11 protein-coding genes and 2 pseudogenes are annotated in these 18,705 nt (G+C 52.6%); 7 read left to right on the top strand and 6 right to left on the bottom strand.

Annotated elements, in window-relative coordinates:
* Window positions 1-72: 72 nt before the first annotated feature.
* The gene (locus ACL2XF_RS08270; RefSeq protein ID WP_413722877.1) at window positions 73-966 is read right to left on the bottom strand and encodes a LysR family transcriptional regulator; all 894 of its coding nucleotides are present in this window, start codon (window positions 964-966) and stop codon (window positions 73-75) included.
* 127 nt (window positions 967-1,093) lie between these two features.
* On the opposite strand from ACL2XF_RS08270, the gene ACL2XF_RS08265 reads away from it, so the two are divergent.
* Window positions 1,094-2,371, top strand: a complete 1,278-nt coding sequence (locus ACL2XF_RS08265; RefSeq protein WP_410015064.1) for an MFS transporter — start codon at window positions 1,094-1,096, stop codon at window positions 2,369-2,371.
* Window positions 2,372-2,507: 136 nt separating this feature from the next.
* The gene (gene tus, locus ACL2XF_RS08260) at window positions 2,508-3,437 is read left to right on the top strand and encodes a DNA replication terminus site-binding protein (RefSeq protein ID WP_413728408.1); all 930 of its coding nucleotides are present in this window, start codon (window positions 2,508-2,510) and stop codon (window positions 3,435-3,437) included.
* A gap of 165 nt (window positions 3,438-3,602) precedes the next feature.
* On the opposite strand, the gene fumC is transcribed toward tus, so the two are convergent.
* Window positions 3,603-5,000: a class II fumarate hydratase gene (gene fumC, locus ACL2XF_RS08255; protein ID WP_410015062.1), complete on the bottom strand. Its 1,398-nt coding sequence runs from the start codon at window positions 4,998-5,000 to the stop codon at window positions 3,603-3,605.
* 181 nt (window positions 5,001-5,181) lie between these two features.
* Here fumC and manA point away from each other — a divergent pair, with 181 nt between their 5' ends.
* The 3 genes and pseudogenes from manA to ACL2XF_RS08240 all read left to right on the top strand — a co-directional run.
* Entirely contained in the window at window positions 5,182-6,357 is a 1,176-nt protein-coding gene (gene manA / locus ACL2XF_RS08250; protein ID WP_410015061.1) for a mannose-6-phosphate isomerase, read from the top strand.
* A 135-nt stretch (window positions 6,358-6,492) separates the two neighbouring features.
* Window positions 6,493-8,010: a YdgA family protein gene (locus tag ACL2XF_RS08245; protein WP_413728407.1), complete on the top strand. Its 1,518-nt coding sequence runs from the start codon at window positions 6,493-6,495 to the stop codon at window positions 8,008-8,010.
* 42 nt (window positions 8,011-8,052) lie between these two features.
* A pseudogene (locus ACL2XF_RS08240) lies at window positions 8,053-8,643 on the top strand (adenosine deaminase family protein); the annotation flags it as partial.
* A 232-nt stretch (window positions 8,644-8,875) separates the two neighbouring features.
* On the opposite strand, the gene ACL2XF_RS08235 reads toward ACL2XF_RS08240, so the two are convergent.
* The 3 genes from ACL2XF_RS08235 to ACL2XF_RS08225 all read right to left on the bottom strand — a co-directional run bounded on the left by ACL2XF_RS08235 (window position 8,876) and on the right by ACL2XF_RS08225 (window position 14,505).
* Window positions 8,876-10,558: a S8 family serine peptidase gene (locus ACL2XF_RS08235; RefSeq protein WP_410015059.1), complete on the bottom strand. Its 1,683-nt coding sequence runs from the start codon at window positions 10,556-10,558 to the stop codon at window positions 8,876-8,878.
* Between the two features lie 302 nt (window positions 10,559-10,860).
* Window positions 10,861-12,612 (bottom strand): S8 family serine peptidase, encoded by a 1,752-nt coding sequence (locus ACL2XF_RS08230; RefSeq protein WP_413722881.1) that lies wholly within the window; start codon window positions 12,610-12,612, stop codon window positions 10,861-10,863.
* Window positions 12,613-12,741: 129 nt separating this feature from the next.
* Window positions 12,742-14,505: a S8 family serine peptidase gene (locus tag ACL2XF_RS08225; protein ID WP_413728406.1), complete on the bottom strand. Its 1,764-nt coding sequence runs from the start codon at window positions 14,503-14,505 to the stop codon at window positions 12,742-12,744.
* A gap of 336 nt (window positions 14,506-14,841) precedes the next feature.
* Here ACL2XF_RS08225 and ACL2XF_RS08220 point away from each other — a divergent pair.
* Window positions 14,842-15,390, top strand: a pseudogene (locus tag ACL2XF_RS08220) (YdgA family protein); the annotation flags it as partial.
* 230 nt (window positions 15,391-15,620) lie between these two features.
* Window positions 15,621-16,616 (top strand): adenosine deaminase, encoded by a 996-nt coding sequence (gene add, locus ACL2XF_RS08215; RefSeq protein WP_413722883.1) that lies wholly within the window; start codon window positions 15,621-15,623, stop codon window positions 16,614-16,616.
* A gap of 190 nt (window positions 16,617-16,806) precedes the next feature.
* Here the strand turns inward: add and ACL2XF_RS08210 are convergent, their stop codons facing one another.
* Window positions 16,807-18,603, bottom strand: a complete 1,797-nt coding sequence (locus ACL2XF_RS08210; protein ID WP_410015054.1) for a S8 family serine peptidase — start codon at window positions 18,601-18,603, stop codon at window positions 16,807-16,809.
* Window positions 18,604-18,705: the final 102 nt, after the last annotated feature.

Here is an 18,705-nt window from a genome sequence, read left to right as displayed (position 1 = left end):
GGGACTTTTAAAATTAGCCGTCAAATATTTGATTAGTTATGTGATTTACCGCACACAACAACCATACTAGCATTATTGCTTTAACATTAAATTGATCAGCATCCGGGCGGCGGCAGAAAGCTCCTTTTGTCGAAGGGTCACCAGCCATACCTCGGTTTTTGCCTGTGGTTCCTCCAGTGACAGATAGCGCACGCTATCGACTTTGATACGCGCAAAGGACGCCGGCAGGATAGAGACGCCCAGCCCCGCGGAAACCAGGCCGATAATCGTCATTGCCTCGCCGACTTCCTGGGTAATGTAAGGCGTAATGCCGAACCCTTTTAATAACAGCAACGTTTCGTCATACAGCGCCGTACCCACCTTGCGATCAAAGAAAACAAAGGGTTCCCTGGCCAGCTGCAGCACGCTGATCCGGCCGCCGGCGGCGCCTGCTAATGGATGATCCTGATGCACTACCGCCACCAGGGATTCCCGCAGCAGCAATTGATAACCCAATGCCTCCGGCAATGGCGTATTGCGCATGACCCCCATATCGAACTTACCGTTCATCAGGGGCTCGATCTGTTGCTTCGTATTGGTTTCGACCATCTGGATATGCACGGCGGGATGCTGTTGGCGAAAAGCCAGCAGACTTGCCGAGATACGTTGATTAAACGGCGTTGACGACGTGAAGCCGATAGTGATTTCGCCGGATTCGCCGCGATGGATCCTGGCGGCCCGCTCCGCCGCCTGGTTAACCTGTTCAATAATCGACCAGGCCTGTTCCAGAAATTGTTTTCCCGCGGGCGTCAGCCTGACGTTGCGGTTATTGCGTTCCAGCAATCTGGCGCCGATCTGTTGCTCAAGGATTTGGATTTGCTGGCTAAGCGGAGGCTGAGAAATATGAAGTTTCTCCGCCGCTCTGCCAAAATGGAGCGTTTCCGCCACGGCGATAAAATAACGCAAATGACGCAATTCGATATTCATACTTTAAACATATTAAATGAGAGTATTAATATATTAGACAACAAATTGCTTTGTTCCTATCATTTTCAAATTATTACCGCAGACAGATCCCCGTCTGTGGATTTTTTCGCTTTCCCGAGGAGTTATTGTGAACACCCTATCGCGTACCGGCGCGCCCGCCCGTGAGACGCCCGCAGTTAAAGCACCCGACTACTTCGTCCCCGTCAAGCAACCTTTTATCAAACGTGGCACCCCGCAGTTTATCCGCGTCACCCTGGCCTTGTTTTCCGCCGGATTGGCGACCTTTGCCCTGCTCTACTGCGTCCAGCCGATACTGCCGGTATTATCGCATGATTTCGGCGTATCGCCGGCGACCAGCAGCCTATCCCTTTCGGCCGCCACCGGCCTGATGGCCGTAGGACTGCTGTTTACCGGTCCGCTGTCCGATGCCGTGGGGCGCAAGGCGGTGATGGTGGTGTCATTGCTGCTGGCGGCGTCATTTACCCTCGTCAGCGCATTTATGACCGACTGGCAGGGTATTTTGATCGTCCGCGCGCTGGTCGGCCTGTCGTTAAGCGGAGTAGCCGCCGTGGCGATGACCTATCTCAGCGAGGAAATCCACCCGAGCGTGGTGGCGTTTTCCATGGGGCTTTATATCAGCGGCAATTCGATTGGCGGTATGAGCGGCAGGCTGATAAGCGGGGTGCTGACGGATTTTTTTAACTGGCGTATCGCCGTCGGCGCCATCGGCGTGGTGGCGTTAGGCGCGGCGCTGATGTTCTGGCGCATCTTGCCCGCGTCGCGCCACTTCCGCGCCGGGTCGCTCAAACCGCGGACGCTGGCGATAAATTTCCGCCTGCATTTCCGCGATGCCGGTCTGCCGTTGCTGTTTATCGAAGGTTTTTTACTGATGGGGTCGTTTATTACCCTGTTTAACTATATTGGTTATCGTCTGCTCGCCGGACCCTGGTACTTAAGCCAGGCCACGGTCGGCTTGCTGTCTGTCGTGTACCTGACAGGCACCTTTAGCTCGCCCAAGGCCGGCAGCCTGGCCGGGCGCTATGGCCGCGGACCGGTGCTGATGGTCTCGATGACGATTATGCTGGCCGGGCTTTTGCTGACCTGGTTCTCGTCACTGATAGCCATCCTGGGCGGTATGATGCTGTTTACCGCCGGTTTTTTCGCCTCGCACTCCACCGCCAGCGCCTGGATTGGCCGCCGCGCCCGGCGCGCCAAAGGCCAGGCGTCTTCGCTTTATCTGTTCTGCTATTATGTCGGGTCAAGCGTTGCCGGCACCGTCGGCGGCTTTTTCTGGCATGGATTCGCCTGGAGCGGCGTAGTGGTATTTATCGCCGTTATGCTGCTGCTGGGGATATATGTGGCCCAGCGCTTGCGCATGTTGCCTGAACTGCGCGCCCTCTCATAGCCGATGAGCCAAAACAACGCCTGCGATAATACCCAGGGCGCGACGTTTCTGCTGTTAAGCGAAAACAACGGCATTGGTGAAGTGGCGACTAAGAGCTATACTTTAATGTATGTTGTAACTAAATGGTCACCTTAATATGCCCGCGCTAGACTTGATCGACCGACTTAATCAACATTTTAACCAGCTACAGGCCCACTTAACCGAGTGGCAGGGGATGATGGGCGGATTTCGCTTGCTTGCCGGGCGGGTCTTTGAGTTGCCAGAGGTTCCAAAAGGCAAAGAGCATGAGGATACGGCGCAGATAAAGGTTACCCAGCTCGTGGGCGCCCAGGCTGGCACCCTGGGGCTGGCGCACTTCCAGCGCATGTTTATCTATCATCAAAAACAGGACACCAGCGCCAAGTCGGCCATTCGCCTGCCGGGCGTGCTCTGCTTTTCCGTCGACGACGCGCAGTATCATGCGGCGCAGGCGCTCACCGCCGCGATAAACCAGCTAAAAGCCGAACTGACGCATCTGATCACGGTAGAGTCGCAACTGCCGCCCGAACTGCGCTTTGAATTTGTCCATACCCACCTGCGTGGTTTAAAAACCCTCAGCGCCTACCGCGCGCTGCAAACAGTGACCGACCCGGCAAGCGTTCGCTTCGGCTGGGCCAATAAACAGATTATCAAGAACCTGACGCGCCAGGAGGTGCTGGCCATGCTGCAAAAAAGCCTGGAAGCCGGGCGGGCGGTACCGCCTTATGATAAAACGCAATGGGCCGAACGCATCCGGCAGGAGATCGACGCGGTCAGTAAATTGCCTCCCGACATTGCGCTCAAGATAAAAAGACCGGTCAAGGTTCAGCCTATTGCCAGGGTTTGGTATCAGGACAGCCAGCGGCAGGTGCAGTACGCCTGCCCTTCCCCGCTGATAGTGTTATGCCGGCAGTCGTCAGGCGCGCCGGTGCCGAAGCTGGGTGGCTTGCTGGATTACAACCGCGAGGGGGTACGCCATAAGCACAAGCCGCCGGGGCTGCCCGCGCGTCTGCTCATTAAACGATTGCACCTGTACGTGGCGTCCTGATGCCCATCGGGCAATAGGCAACGACATGAAGGGAAACAGGGCGCGCTGACGGCGTCGAGTCGATAAGCAAAGCGCCGCCCAAAAGCGGCGCTCGACAGGACGCGGGCGCAGTAATTATCGCCGCGCCCCGTTACGCGGTGGAGAAACCGCAGCGGCCCAGGCCCATCAGCTTTTCAGCGACCCCACCATATCTTCCGGTCGCACCCATTGATCAAACTCATCGGCGCTCAAATAGCCCAGCTTAAGCGCCGACGCTTTCAGCGTCAGTCCTTCTTTATGGGCTTTTTTAGCAATTTCCGCCGCTTTGTCATAACCGATATGGGTATTCAGCGCGGTCACCAGCATCAGCGATTCGTTTAGCAACTGGTCAATACGCTCCCGGTTGGGCTCGATGCCCACGGCGCAATGATGGTTGAAACTGTCCATGCCGTCGGCCAGCAGGCGTACCGATTGCAGAAAATTATGGATAATCATCGGCCGGTAAACATTCAGCTCAAAATTGCCGGACGCGCCGCCGATATTGATTGCCGCGTCATTGCCCAATACCTGGCAACACAGCATGGTCATGGCTTCGCATTGGGTCGGGTTGACCTTGCCCGGCATAATGGAACTGCCCGGCTCGTTTTCGGGGATGCTGATTTCGCCGATGCCGCAGCGCGGGCCGGACGCCAGCCAGCGGACATCGTTGGCGATTTTCATCAGCGACGCGGCCAGCCCTTTCAGCGCGCCGTGGCCATGGACCAGCGCGTCGCAGGTGGCCAGCGCTTCGAATTTATTCGGCGCGGTCACAAAAGGCTGTTGGGTCAACTCCGCCAGCGCCTTGGCGACACGCACCGCATATTCGGGATGGGTGTTCAGCCCGGTGCCCACCGCGGTGCCGCCCAGCGCCAGTTCGGCCAGATGGGGCACGCTGTGTTCGATATGGGTGAGATTATGATCGAGCATGGCGACCCAGCCGGAAATTTCCTGTCCCAGCGTCAGGGGGGTGGCATCCTGCAAATGGGTACGGCCGATTTTCACGATAGTGGCGAAGGCGGCTGATTTTTGCGCGAGCGTCGCGCGCAACGTCTTCAGCTGCGGGATTAAATGTTCGCGCAGCGCCACAACGGCGGCCACGTGCATGGCGGTGGGAAACACGTCATTGGAGCTTTGGCTCTTATTGACATCGTCATTGGGATGCACCAGGCGGCCTTCGCCGCGCTCTCCGCCCAGCAGCTCGCTGGCGCGGTTCGCCAGCACCTCGTTCATATTCATATTGCTTTGCGTGCCGGAACCGGTTTGCCAGATGGCCAGGGGAAACTCCAGCGGGTGGCTGCCGGCCAAGACCTCATCCGCCGCGCGGATAATGGCGTCGGCGCGCTCAGCGGGCAGTAAACCTAAATCTTTATTCACCGCTGCGGCGGCGCGCTTGGTTTGCGCCAGCGCAGCGATAAGCGCGGGCGGCATTTTTTCACTGGAAATGCGGAAATGTTCAAGGGAACGCTGCGTTTGCGCCCCCCATAAGCGCTCCGACGGCACCTCGATCGGGCCCATGGAATCTTTTTCTATGCGGGTTGCTGCCATTTTTCCTCCTGGTATTCTTCCTAAAGATCAATATCCTGCCCGTGCGCGATGCCACGAGGACGGGACATCGATAGTCTGTCTTTGCTAGACTGACATTGATAGTATAGCGCCGAAGAAAAGCTTACCATTATGCGACCGCCTCGCGTTATCACATTTAGGCTTCACCAAGGGCAGTAAATCCATGAAAAAAATGATCAACTCGGTACAGCATTATGCCTGGGGCAGTAAAGACGCCCTCACCCGCCTGTATGGCATCGCCAACCCGGGCCAGCAGCCGATGGCCGAGCTGTGGATGGGCGCGCACCCCAAAAGCAGTTCGCGTATCAGCGACGATCGGGGCAACGAGATTTCCTTACGGGACTACATAGCGCAACAGCCCGAGGCGACGCTCGGCGCGGCGGTTGCCCGGCGTTTTGGCGAGCTGCCGTTCCTGTTCAAGGTCCTGTGCGCGCGGGAACCGTTGTCCATTCAGGTTCATCCCAGCAAATCCGCGGCTGAACGCGGTTTTGCCCTGGAGAACGATCGTGGCGTCCCTCTTGACGCCGGCAATCGTAATTACAAGGATCCCAACCATAAACCGGAACTGGTCTTTGCACTGACGCCGTTCCAGGCGATGAACGGATTTCGCGAGATGACCGCCATCGTCTCCCTGCTGCAGCCGGTGGCGGGCGCTCATCCCGCCATTGCGCATTTTTTGCAACATCCCGATGAAACACATCTGGCGCAGCTGTTCGGCGATTTGCTCAGCATGGCCGGCGAGGAAAAATCCCTGGCCCTCGATGTGTTGAAAAGCACCCTTGGCCATCAGCACGGCGAACCCTGGGCGACCATCGGCAACATAGCGGCAGAGTATCCTGAGGACTGCGGCTTATTTTCGCCGCTGCTGTTAAATGTCATCACCCTGCAACCGGGCCAGGCTATGTTTCTTTATGCCGAAACGCCCCACGCCTATCTGCGCGGCGAAGCGCTGGAGGTGATGGCCAATTCCGACAATGTTCTGCGTGCCGGCCTTACCCCTAAGTATATCGACGTGCCTGAACTGCTGGCCAACGTACAGTTTATCGCCAAGCCCGAGAACCAACTGCTGGCCCGGCCGGTGGCGGAAAACGGCGCCCTGCGTTTCCCAATCCCGGTGGAAGATTTCGCCTTTGCGCTGCACAACCTGTCTTCCAAGGCCCAGGCACTGGCCCAGGACAGCGCCGCCATCGTCTTCTGCGTCGACGGGCAGGCGGTGCTGGAAAAAGACGGCCGGCAACTGACGCTGAAACCGGGTGAATCCGCGTTTCTGGCAGCCGGCGATTCACCGGTCAATGCCAGCGGCAATGGCCGTCTTGCCCGGGTTTACAACGAACTGTGACAACACAGCCCACGCATTGGCCGGCAGTTGCTATTATTAGAACCATATACACGTGGCGGCAACAGAGTATTTTGCCTGCGCCCCGGGGCGGTCAGTCAATCTGGAACAGGAAATTATAATAAGGATGAACCAAGCATGAAAAAAACACTTATAGCGGTTGGCGTGATTATTGTCCTCGGCGCGGCCTGGACCGCAAGCGCATGGTATACCGGCAAACAGTTCGAGCAGCGCCTGCCTACGGTGGTCGCCGACGCCAATGCCCGTATCAAGGCGGCGTTCCCCGAAGCCGGCGTCAACCTGGTTATCGAAGACTACCAGCGCCGTCTGTTCTCCAGCCACGTTAACCTGGTGCTGGTATCCGACGGCACCACCGGCGAAAACAAACCCCTGAAACCCGGCGATCGCCTGGTGGTCAACGAAGCCATCGACCATGGCCCGTTCCCGTTCGCCGAGTTAAAAAAAGGCGTGCTGATCCCCAGTATGGCCTCGGTACGCAGCCAATTGGCCGCGACGCCGCTGGTTAAACCGCTGCTTGACGCCAGCAAGGGACAGTCGCCGGTCACCGCCCTGACCCGGGTGGCGTATAACGGCGATACGGTATCGGTTATCGATGTGATGGCCCTGGATTTTAACAGCCCCGCCACCGTATTCCGCACCAGCGGCGGGACGTTTAACGCCGCGATAGACCATGACATGGACAAGATGTCGGTCGACGGCAGTATCGCCAGCCTGTTGATCGGCGGCCTGAACCAGTGGCAACAGCATGAGCAGGTTACCGTGCAGGAGTTCAGCCTCGACAGCAGCACCCATAAAGGCAAGCTGGATTACAGCGTCGGCGACAATACCATGAAGGCCAAGACGCTGGTGTACAATGTCGACGGCAAGGACATGCTCAGCGTCGATAACCTGTCGCAGGTGACCAGCGTTAACGAGGAGGCGGATAAGCTCAATGCGCAGGTGGCCTATAACCTGGATGCGCTGCATGTGCAGGGGCAGAATTTCGGCGCCGGCAAGCTGGTTATCAAGCTGTCGAATCTTGATCCGAAAGCGATCGCCGATTTCAGCGAAAAATATCATGCCCAGGCGCAGCAGATCATGCAACAGACCGGCCAGGCCGATCCGGCGACTCAGCAGCAGTTGATAAGCCAGGCGCTGTTCCAGAACCTGCCGCTGGCGCTGAAAGGCAGCCCGTACCTGACCATTGCGCCGTTCAGCTGGAAAAACAGCAAAGGAGAAAGCGCGTTTAACCTGACGCTCAATCTTAACGACCCGTCCCAAGCTCCCACCACGCCGGCGACGCCGGATCAGCTGTGGGCGCGGTTTGTCAACAAGCTGGATGCCAAGCTGACCGTGCCGCTGGACATGGCCACCGAAACCACCACCCAGTTCGCCAGACTCCAGGGCTATAACGACGAGGATGCCCAAAAACTGGCTAAACAGCAGGTACAAGGACTGGCGGCCATGGGCCAGATGTTTAAACTGACCACCGTCAGCGATAATACCCTGACCAGCAGCTTTCAATATGCCGATAACCAGGTCAACCTGAACGGACAGAAGATGTCGCTGCAAAGCTTTATGGGCCTGTTCGGCCTGTTCGGTTTGCCGGAAGGCGAGACACCACCGGTCCAGCCGCAGGCGATACCGCAACCTTAAACCTTTCAGCCTGATGACCGCCCCGGCGCCGGGGCGGTCTGTTTAATCCAGACGTTATCTTCCCCATCCGCCGCGCCGCGGGCGCGATCCTATTTGGAGGCCTTCCTGGCCTGCCGCGACGGTATCACCGCGCTGGATCTGGCCGGCGATGAACTGGGGTTTCCCGGCAGCCTGTTCCTGAGCCATTTCACCCGCGCCCGCGACGCCGGGTTGCACATTACCGTGCACGCCGGAGAGGCCGCGGGTCCCGAGAGCATCTGGCAGGCCATTCATGAACTGGGGGCGGAGCGTATCGGCCACCGTGTAAAGGCCATTGAAGATCCGGCGCTGATGGATTTTCTGGCGCAACATCGCATCGGTATAGAAAGCTGCCTGACGTCCAATGTGCAGACCAGTACCGTGCGCTCGCTTGAAGAGCACCCGTTAAAGCAGTTTCTTGAACATGGCATTCTCGCCACCATCAATTCGGACGATCCGGCGGTACAGGGTATTGATATCGATTATGAGTATCGAGTGGCCGCGCCGCGGGCCGGCCTTAACCCACAGCAGATCCAGACCGCCCGGCGCAACGGTTTGGTTATTGCTTTTTTAAACACAGCCGAAAAACAAGCGATTTTAAACCGCAACGGGTAAACCATAGCTTGACCACCCGACCATAAGCAACTTGCCTGCAGGTGCTTATGGTAATATCTGAATGATTGATATCTATAATTGAATAATCGAGCATTATATCCATGACGGTGACACTTAATTACTTATAAGTTGTTATGTGTTATTTAGCGATATTAATCAATAACATCTGAAATTCTCACTAAACAATGATATGTTTCACTAATGTTTTTTAGACGCTCGTGATTATGCTTTATTATGGGATTCTCGTCCATAACGTTACCGCCAGCTGCGGTTGCCAGCCGATATTGGAAACATGGCGTGACCTGCAGACATAGTTTAATCCCAAATGGCTGACCCTGTCGCCCACTTCATATTGTACCCCTACCCGCCACAAGGGATATTGCGGCGGTGGCGGGCCGGCGATTTCATCCACCCGCGCCAGCGCGGCGGCGACGTTCGGCCGTACGCCGATATCTTGTCCATTCGCCTCCCGACCGCCGGTCTGGGTAATAATCTCGAATATTTGCCGCGCATTAAACGTAAGGTGGTGCCTGGCGCGCGCATAGCCCAGCACCAACGCCAAAGCGCCCGTCACCAGGGGCGTCGCGCTGGAAGTGCCGTTAAATGCAGAGGTGTAAAGCCGGTTAGGCGGGTCAAAATTCTGCAGATCCCCCCATCCTAGTGTAGTGACATTCCACCCCCAGGAGTTAAGGGTGGAGTAAAGATTATAATTCGAAAAAGAAGTCCTCCGGCCGGTCTCTGGGTAGCTGGCGCCGATCATAAACCCGCCGCTATCGCCAAAATCATTAAACAAAGGATGGTTCCTGACGCTTACCCCTCCGTTACCGGCGGCAAAAGCCACCGTCGCGCCGGCGCGCACGCACCAGTTTATCCGGTCCCACCATTCGATGACTAATACCATAGGGAATGGAATTGAATCACCCACCGAAAGATTGATGCCGATCACATCACCAGGTGATAAATCCCCCATGATCCGGTCCAGGCTGTGAATATCGTTATAATGGAAAAAGAATCGGCAACCGAAGGCAATGCCCGTCACGCCAAAACCGTTATTGGCGGCGACGATACATCCGGCCCCCGCGGTACCATGCTCCCTATTACCCTCCGGACGATTGGAATTTACGGTGATATTACCGATTAAATCTTCATGCTGGGGATTGACGCCAGAACCCATATACCTGACGGTGGCGCCATTGCCGGTGGCTCCCCTGGCCCAGGCATTCCTGACATTCATGCCGTTCCCCGGATTCAGGTAGCCTTGCAGCGGCGTGAAATCGGGCGTCGGACCATTCAAGGGAGTATCAAATGACGGGTCCTTGTCGCCGTACCAAGGTGCCGGCAGATGGGGCGAGGCATGGCGCGCTTCGTCATAAGGGCGCGGACCGTCGTCGTCGGGCCGCGGCGCAAATTTATTTTTACTTGCAAGCGCGCAATATTCCACATAGTCCAGGCATTCAAGCTCCTGCGCCAACGCCAGTAGTTCGTCATTGCAGAGTTCGCTATCAATCCGGTAGAAATTTCGCAATTCATTATAGATTGGCGATAATTTTCTTTTTTTATTTATCATCTCCCGGTCAAAACAGGGCAGGAAATGAATACATTTCCGATATTTATAAAATAATACGGCATTATGTTTTTTTTCCTCGAAAAGCTGTTTTTTTCCTTTATCATAAAACTTAATTTCTATATAGTTATCCACACCCTCGATAATTTTCAGCTTGCCTTTCGGGTTGTTGATTTCCCGTTTTTGCGGCTGAGGTTGCCAGTGGCACTCCGGGACAATAATAGGGTCTGTCCATAATACACCGCACTTATCGTACCCCGATAAGACTTCAGCGGAAATCCTGTATTCCGACGGAAAAGGGATGCTGAAGCCGACCAGTTCATCGCCTTCGGCCTCCTTGTTATCTATCATGCCATCCAGCCCATATAGGGTAAATTTCACTTTACATTCGGGCGCCGCACCTTCACAGCGAATATAGAGAGGGCCTTCAGGGGAATAAGCCCTGTAGTATTCGATAGTCAAACCCATGATTGTCACCTACATAAATTTATTGGATCTTAATCGGTTTTGGGCGTAAACACGGCATTTCCTCCCGGCCAGCACCGACATTTGGATATAAACACATTTCATTTGTCATGATTCTGATCTATTTAAGTCCAAGATCAATTCCCTACATTCACTAATATTTTTTAGACGTTCGTGATTGTGTTTTATTATGGGATTCTCGTCCATAACGTTACCGCCAGCTGCGGTTGCCACCCGATATTGGAAACATGGCGTGACCTGCAGACATAGTTTAATCCCAAATGACTGACCCTGTCGCCCACTTCATATTGTACACCTACCCGCCACGGGGGATATTCAGGCTCTGGGGGCGGCGTTCCGCCACCGGCCATTTCATCTACCAACTCCAGGGCGGCGGTGACGTTAGGCCGGACACCAATACCTTGTCCTTCCCCCTCCCGTCCGCCGGTAAGGGTGACGATTCTGAACATTTCAGCGGCGTTTAATGGACGATAAAGCCGGCGTATGGCATAACCTTGAACTACCGTTAAAGCTCCGCACACTAAAGGCGTGGCGCTGGAAGTGGCGCTAAAGGTAGCGGTATAAGTGCGGTTCGGCGGATCGAAATTTTGTAAGTCACCCCATCCGATCGTAACAACACTATCACCCCAGGAATTTAGCATTGAATAAAGATTGAAATTACTGCTATGTCTAATCAGACCAGAGTGTGAGTCAGCACTGCAAATCATAATACCGCCACTGTCGCCAAAATTATTAAATTGAGGAAATTGACGGAGATTGAGCCCGCCGTTACCCGCGGCAAATACCACCACCGCCCCGGCCCGGGTACATAAATCTATCCGATCCCACCAAGATGCCAGATGTACCATGGGCAACAAGAAACCATTGATGTTAAATTGATTATTTATAATGATCAAATCACCCGCCGATAATTCCACTAAAATGCGGTCCAGATTTTCTATACCGGTATCATGAAAAATCAATTTGCAGCCATAGGCTATACCTGTTATGCCAAAACCATTGTTGATACCCCTAACGGCGCCTACTCCCGCAGACCCATGATTCCGGGCACCTGGACGATTGGAATTTACAGTGATATTACCTATTAAATCTTCATGCTCTTGATAAACACCAAACCCCATATATCGTACTGTCGCGCCAACGCCGAATGCCCCCCGGCTCCAGGCATTTCTGACATTCATACCCAACCCAGGATCCAAATACCTTTGCAATGGCGTAAAATCAGGCGTCTGTCCAATAAAGGGCGCTTGCGGTTCATAGCATTGGTGTTCAATATTATCAGGCGGTGGCGGGTATTTGTTTTTACTTAACAAACAGCAATATTCAACATAATCCAGGCTCTCCAACTCCTGGGCTAATGCCAGTAGTTGGTAATTATCGAGATTAATCTTTAGTCGGTAAAAATTACGCAGCTCATTATAAATAGGTAACAAACAACATTTTTTATCGATTTGATTTTTATCAAAACAGGGTATGAAATCCAGATGCCGTCTATATCTATAAAAAAGCGGTATCTTATACGATCTTTCCTCAAATATCTGTATTATTCCGCCATCATAAAATTTAACCTCAATGTAATTATCCTCTCCTGGAAAAATATCAAGATTACCTTTCAGACTTTTAATATCCAGTGTTTTTTCACATTGCCGCTCGCGGAAATCGGGAATATCGATAGGGTTAGTCCACAATAAGCAGCACGCATCGTCTCCCTGGCTAATTTCAGCGGAAATTTTATACCATGAGGGAAACGGCACGGTAAAACGCGCCTGTTCATCTCCGTTGGCCTCTTTTTTACAAATAATATTGTCCTGCTCATACAGGCTAAATACCACCTTAGCCCCCGATTCAGCACCTTTACATCGAATAGAAATAGTTCTTTCAGGAAGATCTTCAGTTGAATAATTGAGCATTATATTCATGACGGTGCCCCTTAATCACTTATAAGTTGTTATGTATTATTTGGAAAGATTAATCAGTAATATCTGAAATTCTCACCAAATAATGATATGTTTTACTAATCTTTTTTAGACGTTCGTGATTATGTTTTATTATGGGATTCTCGTCCATAATGTTACCGCCAGCTGCGGTTGCCAGCCGACGTTGGAAACATGGCGTGACCTGCAGATATAGTTCAACCCCAAATGACTGACCCTGTCACCCACTTCATATTGTACACCTACCCGCCACAAGGGATATTCTGGCGGCGGTGGCGTCGGCTCGCCCGGTCCTAACAGGTAGTCCACATATTCCAGTGCGGCATGCACATTAGGTCTGGGACCAATTAAATCAGCTTCGCCTTCACGATGGCCCGTCACGCGGATAATCTGATACAGTTGGTCGCCACTAAAAATCACATGATAAGCCGATTTTGCATAGGATTGGATAAGGGCCAGAACGCCCGCGATTTGGGGGGCCGAGGCGGAGGTGCCGCCATAATTGGCGGTATAAGTCCGGTTGGGATGACCCAGGTTGAGCAAATCGCCCTCGCCGGTGGTAGCGACATCCATTCCCCAGGCGGCAATCATCCGGGTGAAATTGTAATTTGAGAACTCCAGCCGCCTCCTGTTGTCTGGATGACTGGCGGTGGCGAGGATAACGCCGCTATCGCCAAAATTATTAAATTCGACCGATTGACTCAGATCTAATCCTCCATTGCCGGAGAGTAGCACCACCACTACACCGCTGCTTACCAGCAAACGATACATACTCCACCAGGCTTGATGGTGCACCAACGGTAAAGCTGAATAATCCCAGCCTAAAGAGGCAGTAACAATATCCCCCGGAAGGGCATCACGTACAATCTTTTCAAAATCGGTGAATGTATTTATGTAGGCAAACAAGCGACAGTCGTAAGCGATCCCCATCATGCCGATCCCGTTATTGCTGGCGGCGATAACGCCGGCCGACCATGTGCCGTGATCTCTATTCTCATATGAATTGTTAACGACGGTAATATTACCGATCAAATCTTCATGGTCCGGCCATACGCCGGTATCCTGCATATGTACCGACACGCCACGTCCGGTAACATTCCTGGCCCACGCCGCCCTGACGCTCATGCCTCTTGTCGTATTGTCAAGATACCCCTGGTGCTGGGTCAAATTCGGCGTCACATTAGCAATATCAACTTCCTGCGGGTATGTCTCCCATTCAGAGGGTAACGATTCCGACGTCGGATCGCCCGATAAGCTGCAGTATTCCACATAATCCAGCCGTTCAATTTCTTGCGCCAGCTGCAGTAAATCATCATTTACCAGGTTTTGCCGCACCCGATAAAGTTCACGCAATTTTTTGCTCAACGGGAATTTTTTTATGATACCGCTTAGCGTTTTTTTATCAAAACAAGGCGCGAAATCAATATAACGCCTGGCTTTGAAAAACAAAGGAACGTTATGCCTGGCTTCACACTGAAGTTTTTTATATCCACCTGGATAAAATTGTATTATAAAATCCTGTCTACCCTCTGAGGTTATTTTCAGTTTGCCTTTTATGTCTGTCATATCTTCAATTTTGCAATTTGTCGGCGGTAGAAAATGCGAGGAGGGCAATGTGGAGATTATGTCAGAACATAGCTCAACATCCTGTCCATTAGACAATTTTAATTGAGCATGTAAATAATAGTCGCAACCTGATGTAAGCTTAAAAGTCACCAGCTCATCGCCATAAGCTTTCTTTTTTATAGAAAAATGCTCTTTTTCTTTCCCTTCGAATAAGGTGTAGATTATATCAAAATCAGACTCTTCACCAATGCATCGCGCATAAATATTGCCATCTGAAGCATTGTTTCTAAAGTAATCTAATTTTATATTCATAACAACCCTCTACGGTTTCTCACAGGATTATGTTATTTAAAATAGACGATATAGCGAAATGCCAGTGTAAAATGACATACAAAATGTAATAGACATCACCGATTAATTTATAATAGCCACCATTTTCCATACAGGCAATTGCCTATTTTAACTGGCATCATCCTATGTCTTGATACGGTTTATCTCATTAATACACTGAGTTAATGGAATGATATCCAGCTTTGACAAAGCTTGCCCCTCTACTTTGCTAAAAATTGGCAATCTTGACCACAGAGTAAAGGCAGCATCCAACCTATATCGGTGGTTATTATAAAAACTTAGAAAAAATAACGGCATTTAGATCCTGCGACTCAGCAGCAGTTGATAAGCCAGGCGCTGTTCCAGAACCTGCCGCTGGCGCTGAAAGGCAGCCCGTACCTGACCATTGCGCCGTTCAGCTGGAAAAACAGCAAAGGAGAAAGCGCGTTTAACCTGACGCTCAATCTTAACGACCCGTCCCAGGCTCCCGCCACGCCGGCGACGCCGGATCAGCTGTGGGCGCGGTTTGTCAACAAGCTGGATGCCAAGCTGACCGTGCCGCTGGACATGGCCACCGAAACCACCACCCAGTTCGCCAGACTCCAGGGCTATAACGACGAGGATGCCCAAAAACTGGCTAAACAGCAGGTACAAGGACTGGCGGCCATGGGCCAGATGTTTAAACTGACCACCGTCAGCGATAATACCCTGACCAGCAGCTTTCAATATGCCGATAACCAGGTCAACCTGAACGGCCAAAAAATGTCGCTGCAAAGCTTTATGGGCCTGTTCGGCCTGTTCGGCCTGTTCGGTTTACCGGAAGGCGAAACCCCACCGGTCCAGCCGCAGGCGATACCGCAACCTTAAACCTTTCAGCCTGATGACCGCCCCGGCGCCGGGGCGGTCTGTTTAAGACGTTACCCTCCCTATCCGCCGCGCCGCGGGCGCGATCCTATTCTTTTGCGCACGCTGCATTCCTCAATGTCTCCGTTTGTTCCTGAAGCGTAATCCCACCCAGGCCGGCTAACCAATCTCTGCTAACTCTTCGCAAACACGTTATAATCAGGCTATATTTCACCAGAATAAGACTGTTGCCGATGATTGATAAACACCTTCCCCTGACCGATCTCCATCGCCACCTTGACGGCAATATCCGTGCGCAAACCATCCTCGATCTGGGCCGCCAATTCGGCATGGCGTTGCCGGCCGATAATCTAGAGGATCTGCGGGCGCATGTGCAGGTCACCCAAACCGAGCCGGATCTGGTCAGTTTCCTGCAAAAGCTGGACTGGGGCGTGGCGGTGCTGGGTTCTCTGGAGGCTTGCCGCCGCGTGGCCTATGAAAACGTCGAGGATGCCGTCCGGGTGGGGCTGGATTATACCGAATTGCGCTTCTCACCTTATTATATGGCGATGAAACACCAGTTGCCGTTGCAAGGGGTGGTGGAAGCGGTTATCGCGGGAGTCAGCGACGGCTGCCGTGATTTTGGCACCCAAGCCAGGCTGATTGGCATCATGAGCCGCACCTTTGGCGAAGACGCCTGTTTGCAAGAACTGGAGGCCCTTCTCGCCTGCCGCGACGGTATCACGGCGCTGGATCTGGCCGGCGATGAGCTGGGTTTCCCCGGCAGCCTGTTCCTGAGCCATTTCACCCGCGCCCGCGACGCCGGGCTGCGCATTACCGTGCACGCCGGCGAGGCCGCGGGTCCCGAGAGCATTTGGCAGGCCATTCATGAACTGGGCGCGGAGCGTATCGGCCACGGCGTAAAGGCCATTGAGGATCCGGCGCTGATGGATTTTCTTGCGCTGCATCGCATCGGTATAGAGAGCTGCCTGACGTCCAATGTGCAGACCAGCACCGTGCGCGCGCTGGGAGAACACCCGTTAAAGCAATTCCTTGAGCACGGGATCCTCGCCACCATTAACTCGGACGATCCGGCGGTCCAGGGTATCGATATTGATTATGAATACCGGGTGGCGGCGCCGCAGGCCGGGCTGACCCCAAGCCAAATACAGACCGCCCGGCGCAACGGTCTGGAGATTGCTTTTTTAAACGCGACGGAAAAAAAGTTGCTCCTTGACAAGGTACGTTGAAACTACAGCCCTAGCCCTAGCCCTAGCCCTAGCCCTAGCCCTAGCCCTAGCCCTAGCCCTAGCCCTAGCCCTAGCCCTAGCCTTGGCATTGGCATGGTTTCTCCCCCTTAGCGCCTGTTTCCAGGAGGTGCTAAGGGGGTTCTGCCATAATTCATATCCCTAAAGATTAAAGCCCCAATCCGCAATTTCGTTAGATTATCAATTGCCATAATGAAACGGCTACCCCAGGCTCCCAGCTGATAATCGAACGATGGGCTTGTCTACACCGATAAACGCTCCAAAAATAGGACACCCGATCGTTTACCGCGTATTGCGTATTGGGAGCCCAGGCGGGATAAGGCAGCACCGGAGGGGGCGGCGGTGACGGCAGTGGCGGCGGCACAATGCCGCCGCTGACCAATTCATCCACCCGCGCCAGGGCAGCGGCAAGATTCGGTCGGAAGCCTATTCCCTGCCCCGCGGCTTCGCGCCCGCCGGTTTGGCTAAGGATATCGAAGATAAAATCCCGATTAAAAATAATATGATACTGATTACGGGCATAGGCTTGAACGACCGCCAGGCATCCACCCACCATTGGGGTAGCACTGGAGGTCCCGCTAAATGTCCGGGTATAAGTGCGATTAGGTGGATTTAAATTTTGCAAGCCTCCGTAGCCGGTAGTAGTGACGCTATCGCTCCAGGCGTTTAACGTTGGATGATTTAAATTAAAATTGGTTCTGGTCCCCCGGAGGCCGCTAAAAGAATCACAACCGCCAATCATAATGCCATTACTATCGCCAAAATCATTGAACCGGGGAAACTGGCTCAGGTTAACCGAGCCATTGCCGCCGGCGAATATCACCACCGCGCCGGCCTGCGCGCACCAGCGGATCCTGTCCCACCAAATAACGTTATGGACAATTGGCAATACTATTGAAAGATCATTTTCAAGCATGGTTTGTGTATTAAGCACGACGATATCACCAGGAATTAACTCCATCATAATTCGGTTCATATCTGAAATGAGCGATTCATAGACAAATAGCCGGCTTTGATAGGCAATTCCAGTAACGCCAAAACCGTTGTTAACTCCCCGGATAATGCCCGCCGCCGCGGTACCATGGTCGCCGCCTCCGGGTCGATTGGTCCGTACGGTGATATTACCCCATAAATCTTCATGATTAGGATGTACCCCATAGTCCAATAAGCGAACGCCCGCACCATTGCCTGCGGCACCCCGACTCCATGCGCTCCTGGCATTCACCCCTAAACCGGCGTTTAGATATCCTTGCAAGCCAGTGAAATCTGGCGTTTGATTATTCAATGACGCCCCGTCATCCTGATGAAGGCCGTCGTGCTCAGTTAGCGACGGCGGCGGTGGTTCAACCAGTGTGTTCGATAACCCGCAGTATTCAACATAGTCAAGCGCTTCCAGTTCTTGCGCTAATGCTAGTATTTCTTGATTATCAACATCAATGTTGAGGGTATAAAAATTTTTAAGCTCCTGATAAACCGATGAAATTTCGCATTTTTTTTCCACCCCTTGAGGATCAAAGCAAGGCGTCAATAAAATGTGCCGTCGGTATTTTTGAAATAAAGGCACTGTACACACCTCTTCATTGTACAGTTTATCAATACCTCTAGGATAAAACTTTACCTCAATATAATTCCCAGGAGCATTAATATACGCTAATTTACCTTTTAACCATGGTCTTGATGATTTTCTATCCTCCGCCTTCAAACTGAATTCCGACATAACAATATAGTCCGTCCAAAGCACATGACATTGACCTTGTGCCGAAGAGATTTCTGCTGCTATTCTATATACTGAGGGATAAGGTACGGAAAAAATTACCAGCTCATTTTCCTCAGCATACTTATGTTGAATGATATTATCCTGCGCATACAGCGAAAAATTAACGTTGCATCCACGTAAATCGCCTTCACATTTTATAAAAATGAGGCCGTCAGAACAATATTTACTAAAATAATCGAGAGTTATATTCACAATCATTATCCTTATGTCGTTAGCTGCTAATAATCACTCTATCAACACATTCCGTTTCACTTATTGCAATAAAAATTTTGAGTGATGTAATTTTCTTGCAAA

Origin of the sequence: Sodalis sp. RH19, from assembly GCF_047324215.1 — a bacterium.
GTDB lineage: Bacteria > Pseudomonadota > Gammaproteobacteria > Enterobacterales > Enterobacteriaceae > Acerihabitans.
The sequence above is the reverse complement of the archived record's forward strand: the minus strand, read 5'-3'. Positions and strand labels throughout refer to the sequence as shown.

Excerpts from the sequence above, each read along its gene's own strand:
- add (WP_413722883.1), top strand. The coding sequence starts at position 15,621 with ATGATTGATAAACACCTTCCCCTGACCGATCTCCATCGCCACCTTGAC.
- fumC (WP_410015062.1), bottom strand. The coding sequence starts at position 5,000 with ATGGCAGCAACCCGCATAGAAAAAGATTCCATGGGCCCGATCGAGGTG.
- manA (WP_410015061.1), top strand. The coding sequence starts at position 5,182 with ATGAAAAAAATGATCAACTCGGTACAGCATTATGCCTGGGGCAGTAAA.
- ACL2XF_RS08245 (WP_413728407.1), top strand. The coding sequence starts at position 6,493 with ATGAAAAAAACACTTATAGCGGTTGGCGTGATTATTGTCCTCGGCGCG.
- ACL2XF_RS08235 (WP_410015059.1), bottom strand. The coding sequence starts at position 10,558 with ATGATAGATAACAAGGAGGCCGAAGGCGATGAACTGGTCGGCTTCAGC.
- ACL2XF_RS08270 (WP_413722877.1), bottom strand. The coding sequence starts at position 966 with ATGAATATCGAATTGCGTCATTTGCGTTATTTTATCGCCGTGGCGGAA.
- tus (WP_413728408.1), top strand. The coding sequence starts at position 2,508 with ATGCCCGCGCTAGACTTGATCGACCGACTTAATCAACATTTTAACCAG.
- ACL2XF_RS08230 (WP_413722881.1), bottom strand. The coding sequence starts at position 12,612 with ATGAATATAATGCTCAATTATTCAACTGAAGATCTTCCTGAAAGAACT.
- ACL2XF_RS08225 (WP_413728406.1), bottom strand. The coding sequence starts at position 14,505 with ATGAATATAAAATTAGATTACTTTAGAAACAATGCTTCAGATGGCAAT.